The organism is Pseudomonas sp. RL_5y_Pfl2_69, from assembly GCF_963970465.1.
GTDB lineage: Bacteria > Pseudomonadota > Gammaproteobacteria > Pseudomonadales > Pseudomonadaceae > Aquipseudomonas.
Genome location: NZ_CAXAOU010000004.1, coordinates 412,463 through 422,358, shown reverse-complemented (window position 1 = coordinate 422,358; position 9,896 = coordinate 412,463). Strand labels below are relative to the sequence as shown.

General features: G+C 58.0%; 8 protein-coding genes and 1 pseudogene. 1 reads left to right on the top strand and 8 read right to left on the bottom strand.

The annotated features are described in order from the left end of the window. From AACY07_RS10245 to AACY07_RS10225, 5 genes and pseudogenes are all read right to left on the bottom strand, one after another. A pseudogene (locus AACY07_RS10245) lies at window positions 1–199 on the bottom strand (amino acid ABC transporter permease); the annotation flags it as partial. After that, window positions 196–1,017, bottom strand: coding sequence for an ABC transporter substrate-binding protein (locus AACY07_RS10240; RefSeq protein WP_445261367.1), 822 nt, complete (start codon window positions 1,015–1,017; stop codon window positions 196–198). The pseudogene AACY07_RS10245 and the gene AACY07_RS10240, both read right to left, overlap by 4 nt. Window positions 1,018–1,161: 144 nt before the next feature. Continuing rightward, window positions 1,162–2,415: an OprD family porin gene (locus AACY07_RS10235; protein WP_339474676.1), complete on the bottom strand. Its 1,254-nt coding sequence runs from the start codon at window positions 2,413–2,415 to the stop codon at window positions 1,162–1,164. 91 nt (window positions 2,416–2,506) lie between these two features. Next, the gene (locus AACY07_RS10230; protein ID WP_339474674.1) at window positions 2,507–3,811 is read right to left on the bottom strand and encodes a CitMHS family transporter; all 1,305 of its coding nucleotides are present in this window, start codon (window positions 3,809–3,811) and stop codon (window positions 2,507–2,509) included. 130 nt (window positions 3,812–3,941) lie between these two features. Next, complete coding sequence (locus AACY07_RS10225) at window positions 3,942–5,024, bottom strand: 4-oxalomesaconate tautomerase (protein WP_339474673.1); 1,083 nt, start codon at window positions 5,022–5,024, stop codon at window positions 3,942–3,944. Between the two features lie 166 nt (window positions 5,025–5,190). On the opposite strand from AACY07_RS10225, the gene AACY07_RS10220 reads away from it, so the two are divergent. Then, window positions 5,191–6,081 (top strand): LysR family transcriptional regulator, encoded by an 891-nt coding sequence (locus tag AACY07_RS10220; RefSeq protein WP_133079164.1) that lies wholly within the window; start codon window positions 5,191–5,193, stop codon window positions 6,079–6,081. A 76-nt stretch (window positions 6,082–6,157) separates the two neighbouring features. On the opposite strand, the gene AACY07_RS10215 is transcribed toward AACY07_RS10220, so the two are convergent. The 3 genes from AACY07_RS10215 to AACY07_RS10205 all read right to left on the bottom strand — a co-directional run bounded on the left by AACY07_RS10215 (window position 6,158) and on the right by AACY07_RS10205 (window position 9,799). Beyond that, the gene (locus AACY07_RS10215; protein WP_339474671.1) at window positions 6,158–7,378 is read right to left on the bottom strand and encodes a cyanate transporter; all 1,221 of its coding nucleotides are present in this window, start codon (window positions 7,376–7,378) and stop codon (window positions 6,158–6,160) included. After that, on the bottom strand, window positions 7,371–8,534 hold the full coding sequence (locus AACY07_RS10210; RefSeq protein WP_339474669.1) for an MFS transporter: 1,164 nt from the start codon (window positions 8,532–8,534) through the stop codon (window positions 7,371–7,373). Before AACY07_RS10210 ends, AACY07_RS10215 begins: the two co-directional genes overlap by 8 nt. 386 nt (window positions 8,535–8,920) lie before the next feature. After that, a complete protein-coding gene (locus AACY07_RS10205) occupies window positions 8,921–9,799 on the bottom strand; it encodes a LysR substrate-binding domain-containing protein (protein ID WP_133079167.1) in 879 nt (292 codons plus the stop codon). Between the last annotated feature and the right edge of the window lie 97 nt (window positions 9,800–9,896).

The window sequence follows — 9,896 nt, the reverse complement described above, 5'->3', positions numbered from 1 at the left end:
GGCCCATCAGGTTCGGCAACTTATCCAGGATGATCGACAGCTTCAGGTCGAAGCTCATGAAGAACATGACGCACAACGCGAACAGCACCGCCCACGTCAGATAGAGCCGGGTGCGAAAGCCAAACAGCTGGCTCAAGCCACGGGGTTCGGTCTTGGCGAGTGAATGTGTCTTGGCGGGGTGTGGATTGTGGGCTGTCATTGGCTGATATCGGAACCGATCCACTTCTGTGAAATCTTGCTCAGGGTTCCATCCGCCTTCAGCCCGGCAATGGCTTCAGTCACCTTGGCACTCCACTGCGGATCGCCCTTTTCAATCGCCACCACGTTAGGTTCTGCGTAGAGCGCGGGGCCTGCGATCTTGAAGCGCGGATCCTGGGCAATCCGCTCACGGGCCGTGATCAGATTGGTGACCATCGCATCCAGACGCACCCCGCTGCCCAAGGCCAGGTCCTGGAACGCCACGGTTTCATTGTCGTACGGGGCAATCTGGACATTCTCGAACGGGTAGCTCAACGGCTTGTCTTCGGCGCCTTCAATCACCAGGTCCTTGTTCAGATAGGCTTCATAGGTGGACGCACTGATCACGCCCACTTTTTTCCCGGACAAGTCCTTGCCTTCAACGATGGGGTTGTCCTTGGCGTTCACCACGATCACTGCTGGCGACTGGTAATACTCGACCGGAAAGTCGAACACTTCAGCCCGGGCCTTGCTCGGGGTCATCGAGCACACGCAGATGTCGTAACGCCCGCTCCAGCGGCCTGCGGCGATCACATCCCAGGACGGTGTTTCCAGCTTGAGCTTGACCCCCAGGCGCTGCGCCACGGCCTTGGCGACGTCAACGTCAAAGCCGTCCAGCTGGTTCTGATCGTTGAGAAAGGAGAATGGCGGATAGCTCTCCATCAGCACGCCCGTCATCTCCCCTTTTTGGGTTACGCGATCCAGGGTGGGGCCCGCAAAAGCCGTTGCACAGGTCGCGAGCAAAGCGAGGCCGAAAGGTAAGAGCGCCGATGTTTTCAAGGACAAAAACTCCAATCATTTCAAAGTTATATGAATAGATTAGAACGTACTATAAATCTCATTTGAACTGGTTTGATGGAATAACAACCTCACTTTGGGTTATATCCCACGATTGATAGCGACATAACTGACATATAACAGGCACTACCAGAGCGCGATATCGTAAGTCAGGTAGACCCGGTTACTGTCACGTCCTCGCGAGAAATCCGAACGATAGACGTAGTTGCGCAGCTTGACCCCCAACCCCTTGAGTGAACCTTGCTGCACCACATAGGCCAGTTCGGCATCACGCTCCCATTCCTTGACGGTACTGCTGGACTTGCCGTCGTTACCGCTCAGGTAGCGGGTGGCGAATGTCAGCCCTGGTACACCCACGGCGGCGAAGTTGTAGCCATAGTTCAGCATCCAGGTCTTCTCGTCTTCCTCAATGAATTTGCCGATACCCGCGTTACTGAAGGAGTACACGGTTGCGCCGCTGATGTAGGGCAGCCCGGCATCGCCACTGAGTGTCTGGTAGCCGCCGCCAAAGGAATGGCCCGCGATTGCGTAGGTCAGTTGGCCGCTGAGCATATCGTTATCGATCTTGCCCCCATGGGCTGAACCCGTATCGACACTGTTGAAGTAACGCAGGTCACTGGTGAGTACCCCTGCGCCGATGGGCAGATCGTGCTGGATTCCGGCAAAATTTTGCCTGTAGAAGTTCTCAAGCTCCCCGTAGAAATAGCTGAGGCGGATGGTTTTGCCTGCTTTGTATTCGGCACCGGCGTAGCTGAAATCCCCCGATTTATCGCCTCCGTAACCGTCGGGCACCAGTGCAATGCTGTCAGTGGAGTCCCGCAACTTGAAACGTTCCAGATACCCCCCTGTCAGGGTCAGGTTCTCGATATCACTGCTGATAATCTGGCCGCCCTCGTAGGTCTGGGGCAAAAGACGCGCATCGTTGTAGATCAGCACCGGTGTTTTGGGGAGCAAGGTTCCGTACTTCAGGGTGGTCCTGGCGAGCCTGGCCTTGGCCGTTATCCCGGCGCTTGAAAACTCGTCGGCGGCCCGACCGTCGTCATGCACAGGCAGCAGTCCTGTGCCGCTGCGACCGCGACCCGAGTCGAGCTTGACCCCCAGCAGGCCCAGCGCATCAATACCGAAGCCCAGGGTTCCGGGGGTAAATCCCGATTGGTAATCGAGCAGAAATCCCTGGGCCCACTCGGTTCGTTCGCTCTTCGCCGTTCTTGCTGATTTCGCACTCAAGCCATGCTCGTCGCGAAAGTTTTCGTTGAAGTACACGTTGCGCAATTGCAGCTTGAGCTTGCTGTCATCGACAAATCCGTCTGCGCTGGCGCTCGCCAGGGGTAGCAGTCCTAGAACAGAAAGCAACGTCCAACGGGTATGTAAACAGGTCATGGCAAACTTCTCATTGTTGTTATTTGGGGTGCAGGACTGCGCACGCCTCACCGTCGAGGCGCGTCGATAAAAAGCAGGATGTCTGGGTGGATCAGGAGAAGAGGCTTATCGCCCCGGTCAGCAAGGCCAGTGCCGTAATCACAAGGGAGGTGAGCACCGCCCATTTGACGGTGGCTTTCTGGAAGTCGCCGATATCACGGTCAACCATGCCCACCAGCAGCAACGTCGAAGCCACAAGCGGGCTCATGAGGTGCACGGGCTGGCCGAGGACCGACGCCCGGGCGATTTCAAGGGGGTCTATGCCATAGGCCGCCGCCGCATTGGCCAGGATCGGCACCACCCCGAAGTAATAAGCATCGTTGGAAAGGACGAACGTCAGCGGCATGCTGGTGATCGCCACCACCAGCGGGAACAGATGCCCCCAGGACGGCGGAATCCAGTCCACCAGGGTTTGAGCCAGAGCATCGACCATCTTGGTGCCCGAGAAGATCCCGGCAAAGATGCCAGCGGCAAACACCAGCAACACCACGGTCATCGCATTGCCGGAGTGGGCCAGGATGCGTTCTTTCTGAATATCCAGTTGCGGGTAGTTGATCATCAATGCCAGGACAAAACCGATCAGAAACAGGATCGCCGAGTGCATGATCCCCATCACCAGCGCAACCATCACCGCGATCACCAGCAGCAGGTTGATGTAGGCCAGCCTGGGGCGCTTGTAGGGTGTGTCTTCAAGGATGGCCTTGATGTAGCAATTACCCCCGCCGCTTTGCAATTGGATATTGCCAATGCGCTTGCGCTCGCCACGACCCAGCAAGAAGGCCGTGAAGACTACCCACATGGCGCCTCCAATCATCGTCGGCAGCATCGGCACGAAGTATTCGCCGGCGTCCAGGCCCAGGGCCGCGATGGCCCTGGTAGCAGGTCCGCCCCAAGGAGACATGCCGCTCATGATGCTCAAGGACAACATGGCGATGGTTGCCAGAACCATCGGGTTCATGCCAATGCGCTTGTACAACGGCAACATCGCAGCGCAGGTGATCATGTAGGTGGTTGTACCGTCGCCGTCGAGTGCGACCAGCAATGACAGCAGTGCAGTGCCGACCGCGATTTTCATCGGGTCGCCATTGACGCGCTTGAGGATTTTGCGGATCAGCGGGTCGAACAAGCCTGCATCAATCATCAAGCCGAAGAACAGGATGGCAAACAACAGGAGCGCAGCTGAAGGCGCCACCATTTTCAGGCCATCGAGCATCATTTTGCCGGTGGTGCCGCCAAAACCGCCAATGACGGCAAATACGATCGGCACGACAACAAGCGCCACAATGGGTGACAGCCGTTTGGTCATGATCAGGAAGGTGAAGACGACCACCATGGCCAAACCAAGAAATGCGAGCATAGGTCAATTCTCTTGTTTTTATAATGAGTGCGGCCGGCGCAAAGGCGCACGACCCCATTCCCGCCGGACGACATGAACCAACGATGTCTGGCGGTGTGCTGATGCAAAAGCGGCAATGACCTGGGGGAAATTATCCGGCGAGTCGTTGGGAAGCTGTAGCGTAAACAAAACCGGAGAACAGCCTGCGCGATGTGCGCACGACCGAGGCGCGTATGGTCTCTTCCCGAGCGCCGGTGTAAGACAATACAACGTCTATCCCGCCGCTTGGATGTTCAATTCGTACATGTTTCAAGCGGGGTTCATCAACGTTGTCCAGCAGTTGCGAGACCACGCTGCCCTCCGTGACACAGGCGGTCGCCAGGCCAATGGCTCCGGTGATTGCCAGTGCACGATGACAGGTGTGAGGCATGAAGTAGCGCACCTGAATCGTACCGCCAGACCTGGCCGGTGACACGAGCACCGGCTTGGGAATCACTTTGTCACTGACATCGCCCAGGCCCATTGCAAAACCGGCTTTCAGGCGCAGGGATTCCAGTCGGCGCAGAAACTCAACGTCGGCATCCAGTTCAGCGGGACTTTCATCGCCCTGCTTACCCAACTGGCTGGCCTCGACGATCATCATCGGCATCGCCATGTCGATGCAGGTCACCGCAAAACCGTCGATCACATCCTGTGTGTGCCCGGTGGGGAACAGTTTGCCGGTCTTGCTGCCAGCAGCGTCCAGGAACGTCAGTTGCACAGGCGCGGCGGTGCCCGGTACGCCGTCGATGGCAGTGTCGCCTTCATAACTGACCTTGCCGCCGGGGGTCTGTACCTCGGCGTTTACAAATGTCCCGGTGTTCAGGTTGCGAATACGCACCCGCGTCACATCGGCGGACGCTTTCACCAGCCCCTGCTCGATGGCAAACGGGCCGACGGCGCACAGCATATTGCCGCAATTGGGCGCGGTATCGACCCGACGCTGGGAGACCATGACCTGAACGAACAGATAATCGACGTCAGCGTCAGCGTGAAGCGACGGGCTTACGATCGCCACTTTGCTGGTTTGCGGGCTGCCGCCACCGATACCGTCAATCTCAAGTTCGTGGCCAGAGCCCATCAGGTTGAGCAGCAACTCGTCACGTTCTTCGATTGCAGCCGGTAGATCCCAGGCGAGAAATACCGGGCCCTTGGAGGTACCACCGCGCATTAGCACACAGGGAATTCTTTGCATGGGACGGACTCTTGTTGATCAATCCGGGTGATTGATGTCTTGGAAGCAAGAGTCGCAGGCTTCTAAAATTGTTTCCAATGCAAATATCAGCCGGATTATTGCGTTTGACGAATGATAAATTTAGGATGATTTGAACGCACCCTTCTCTTCGGCCTGGATCAAAATGATGAATTATGAGCTGAATGACATACGATCTTTCGTGAAAATCGCAGAACTTGGCAGCTTTCACGAGGCTGCGGATGCGTTGCATCTTTCCCAGCCGGCGTTAAGCCGCAGGATGAAAAAGCTCGAAGACGGATTAGGAACAGCGCTTCTTGACCGCACGACTCGACGAGTCAGCCTTACAAGCGTTGGGCGGGACTTTCTGCCCAAGGCTCGACGCCTGCTGGATGACTTCGACGATTCGATTCTCAACATCCGGGAGCTGGCAGAACGCCAGAGCGGTCGTGTCACGCTGGCCTGCATCCCGACAGCGGCCTTTTACTTTCTCCCGTCGGTAATACGCCTTTATAACGAGCGCTATCCACAAATCCGCATCCGGCTTCTGGATCTGAGTGCGAACGAAGGGCTGGAAGCTGTTCTGCGCGGTGAAGCCGACTTTGGCATCAATATGATGAGCGGCCAGCACCCGGACATTGAGTTCGTGCCGTTGGTCAACGAGCCTTTTGTCCTGGCTTGCCGACGCGATCATGAGCTGGCAGAGCGCAGCTCGGTGTCCTGGGCAGAACTCAGCAATTACCGTCTTATCGGGGTCGGTCGCCTGAGCGGCAACCGGATGCTGCTTGACCACGCCCTGTCGGGCTTGAGCTGGCGTCCGCAGTGGTTCTATGAGGTGCAGCACCTGTCGACGTCGCTTGGCCTGGTGGAAGCGGGTCTGGGAGTGTCGGCCATGCCCAGCCTGGCCATGCCGGCAGTGGATCACCCAACGCTGGTGAGCGTCCCGCTGGTAGATCCGGTTGTGAACCGATCGTTGGGGCTGGTTTACCGGCGAGGCGCGTCACTGTCGCCGGCAGCGGAAAAATTCGTCGCCATATTGCTGGAGCAGTGGGAGCAATGACGACTGGAACGAGGCGGCGTTCGACCACATAGCGCCCGCAAAACCCGGACGCGCGGCATGCCTGGTTGAACCTGGCTCACCTCTCTCCCATGCTGGGGCGGTAGCTCGCTGGAGAGAAGTTGAGCGTCAGCACCGCCATCACGGCGAGAACCCCAATGTGTAACCACCACCCCGTAATGAAGCTGCCACCGCAGTCAAGCAGCCAGCCGATCAACCAGGGAGCGCTTGATGCGAGCAAGAAACCAACTCCCTGGACGAAGGCTGCCAAGGTGCCAGCCGCTTGGGCGCCGGGCAAATGGTCGAGCGCGACAATAAGGCTGAGCGAGAAAAACCCGCCGAGGCCAAACCCGGCCAGTGCAACCCACACCCACGGCGCGGCGTTGGGAGCCAGGGCGAAACCGGCGAAACCCACGGTCTGCAGCGCTATCGTGAGCAATAAGGGCCCGCGTCGGTCAGCACTGCGCCGTGCCAGCATCGGCATGGCGAATGCCGCCGTCGCCTGGAATATCGCCAACCAGGCGAGCAGGTTGCCCGAAGCCTGCAGGCCCATGTTCTGCTGCTGGTAGAAGGACGGCAACCATGCCACCAGACTCGAATAGCCGCTGTTGGTGAGTCCAAAGTAGGCAGCCAGCTGCCACGCCCGCCGGTTCCTGAAGAAGCTGCTCAACACCGGAGCAGGTCCGCTCGCAACCAGCGGTGGTGTGCGCGGCGCGCAAAGCAGCCAGAGCAGGAGCACGACAAGTGCCGGCAACGCCCACACGGAAAGGCCCAACCTCCAGCCGCCATAGGCAGTGAGCCACGTGCTTGCCAGCGAGCCCAGCGCCCCGCCGCCGACCAGTGCCGCCGAGTAAAGCCCCATCGCCATCGCTATCTGTTGAGGAAACCAGCGCTTGGCGATCCCCGGCACCAAAGCCTGGATCACCGCCACGCCGGTGCCGGCGATACCCGCGCAGGCGATCAACTGCGCGCCGTCCTTGACCACCGCCCGTGACGCACACCCGAGCATCAGCAGCAATAATGCGCCGGTCAGCGCCTGCCTTTCCCCAAAGCGCCGGGCCAGACCTATACCAATAAAGGCCATCAGCCCCATCAACACGAAGGGCAAGGTGGTCAGCATTGCGGCGGCGCGAAAATCGAGACCAATGTCGCCACGCACCAAATCGAGCACGGGCCCAACCGAAGTCAAGAAGGGCCGCAAATTCAAGCCAAGCAGCACCAGCAGCACCAGTGCGGTCAGTGACACCTTGCCTGCACGCGGCGCGCAGGCTGCGATGAAAGCCGAAGCGCGATCAGTCATGGCACGCACTTCTTTCACGCCAGATGCCCTTTGCATGCCCGCCCAGGCAAGTCACCGCGAAGGCCACCAGCAGTGCACCTGTGCCGAGCACAAAGATCAGTTGGTGGTTGGAGCCCTGCACCAGCAGCGCAATGGCTGCCGGCGTCACGGCTGCAGCCCCCATCAGCGTAATACTGACCAGAGGCGTCAGTTTGCCGGTGGGATCGTTGGTGGTAATCAATGCCATGTAGTAACACAGCGCGAGTACCCAGCCGAATTGCAGCAAGAAAAGAGCGGCGAACAGTTGAGTGGGTGTGCGCGTGTACGAGGTGAGCATGGCAATCGACACAAACACGGACAGCAAGCCCAGGCCAATCATGAAGCGGCGATTGACACGCCCACCCAGCAGGCTTGGAAGCGCTGCGCCCGGCAAACCGGCGATAGCCGAAAGGCCAAATGCCCAGCCAATATCGACACTGGAAATACCCTGATCCCGGGCCAGTTGATCGATAAAGCCCCACACGCAGTAAATGGCGATTTGCATGAACAGCATTCCGATCAGCGCACTGCGCCCTTCCCGTGACGAACCATCCTGGGCCGCGACTCTTTGTAGCGTCTCGCTGGTGTCAGCCACCTTGCGCGGCAGCGCAAGGCTGGCAACACAGATCAGGACGTACCACAGGCCGAAAGAGCACAGCGCGGTCACGATTCCGCTTTGTACAGCGAGAATGGGCAGTGCTGCGGAGAAAAACGAATATTCAGGCGTTTGCAAAAGCAGCATCAACCCGAATGAGCGGTCCTGATTGGGAAGGCGACCCAGGGTTGATACGGCATACGCGTAGATCAATCCCGCGCAGGTCCCGGCAAGCAGTCGCACCACCAGCAACAGATTATTCGTTGATGCCCATGCCGTGGCGACACTGAGCGCCACGCAAAGCATGCCTGTGTAGAGGCACAGGTTTCTTGCACTGAAGCGCTTCATCAGCGGTGGACAAATAATGGTGCCCAATGTCATCCCGACCATTTCTATTGAAACCACCCAGCCCTGTTGATCCAGCGACAGATTCAACTGATCTGTCAGCAACCCCATGAAAATGGGTTGAACACCACACACGATAAACGCCGTACACGCAATGAAGATGAGGGAGGCACGCAGTATCTTGGGATTGCTATTCATATGGGACCCTGATGCGCTGAGCGAACTAGGGGGTGTGTGCCTCGACAGTGCCTTGGCGCTCTGTCCAGAACAGGCATCGAGAGCACCCGCAGCCTGCAGCTGCCACCCGTCTATACGCAGCACTCGTTGTTGTAGTTTTGGATAACCCAGGTAGGACGGGATGGCCCGGCGGGCCTTGATTCATCCACGTCCTTGCAACGGATCCTAGACCGGCACTACGTCCTATTGAAAGTTAATAAAAGGAATCCCAAGTATTTGGATTTTTAATAAAGTGGCTTCGATCGCTACTGCCGACAGCAGGTCATCTGCGTACATTAAAGAGTGGCATAGGCGTACTGAGAGACATCGCCCTGGCGCCAGATGCCTCGCTCACCCGGCACGCTTGATCAATGCACCTCTTCATCCACTATCTGGATGAGCACATCAGCCAGTTCTTTGATCACCGGGTCGATGCTCGGGCGATGGAATACGGCTATCTCGAATGCGGTAATCGGGCTCAACCCGTCTTCGACGCCCAGCACCTTGTGATCAGGAGTGACTGCCCGGGTTGGAAGCAGGCTAACACCAAACCCATTGGCCACTGCCTCCTGGATACTGGCAAGACTGGTGCCCGTGAAACAGATGCGCCACGTACGGCCAAGGGCTTCGAGCGCGCTGATCATGTCATCCCGATAGAGTCCCCGTGACGGAAATGTCACCAGGGGTATAGGGTCCTGGTCGAAACACGGACGCGTCGCGCTATCAATCCACTCCATGGTTTCTGATCGGCAAGCGTTGGCCTCACGGCTGTGGCGTCGCTGTTTTATCAGGATCAGGTCCAGCTCGCCGCGGTCATAGCTGCGAAGCAGGTCTGAACTCAATCCACTGATGATTTCCAGCTTCACCTTGGGGTGCTTGCGATTGAAGGCGGCCAGCACGGGCATGGTTTTGCTTGCGGCGAAATCATCAGGAACACCGAGCCGTATGGTGACGCTCATTCCGCTCGAAAGCGCCTCGCCCAACTGATTGCTCACGGCCAGAAGATGGCGCGCATACCCCAACAGGATGATGCCGGCATCAGTGGGACGTATTTCCCGACTGCTTCGATCAAGCAACTGGTGCCCCACAAGTTCCTCCAGTCGGCGCACCTTCTGGCTGACGGTGGATTGAGTGGAGTGCAGTCTGGTTGCAGCGGTGGTGAAACTGCCGCAATCGGCGACCATCACCATCGTTCTGAGCATGTCCAGGTCAAAGATCGGCCTGGCGGGTTTGTGATCGTTATTCATGGTGCATTACCCCGGATTCCGTAGGCACCTCCATGCCAGACACAAGACAGGCAAGGGGTCGCCACGCTTGAGCACTTATTATCAAGTGCCTCTAAAG

Coding starts and splice junctions, on each gene's coding strand:
- AACY07_RS10235 (WP_339474676.1), bottom strand. CDS start 2,415: ATGACCTGTTTACATACCCGTTGGACGTTGCTTTCTGTTCTAGGACTG.
- AACY07_RS10230 (WP_339474674.1), bottom strand. CDS start 3,811: ATGCTCGCATTTCTTGGTTTGGCCATGGTGGTCGTCTTCACCTTCCTG.
- AACY07_RS10225 (WP_339474673.1), bottom strand. CDS start 5,024: ATGCAAAGAATTCCCTGTGTGCTAATGCGCGGTGGTACCTCCAAGGGC.
- AACY07_RS10220 (WP_133079164.1), top strand. CDS start 5,191: ATGAATTATGAGCTGAATGACATACGATCTTTCGTGAAAATCGCAGAA.
- AACY07_RS10215 (WP_339474671.1), bottom strand. CDS start 7,378: ATGACTGATCGCGCTTCGGCTTTCATCGCAGCCTGCGCGCCGCGTGCA.
- AACY07_RS10210 (WP_339474669.1), bottom strand. CDS start 8,534: ATGAATAGCAATCCCAAGATACTGCGTGCCTCCCTCATCTTCATTGCG.
- AACY07_RS10205 (WP_133079167.1), bottom strand. CDS start 9,799: ATGAATAACGATCACAAACCCGCCAGGCCGATCTTTGACCTGGACATG.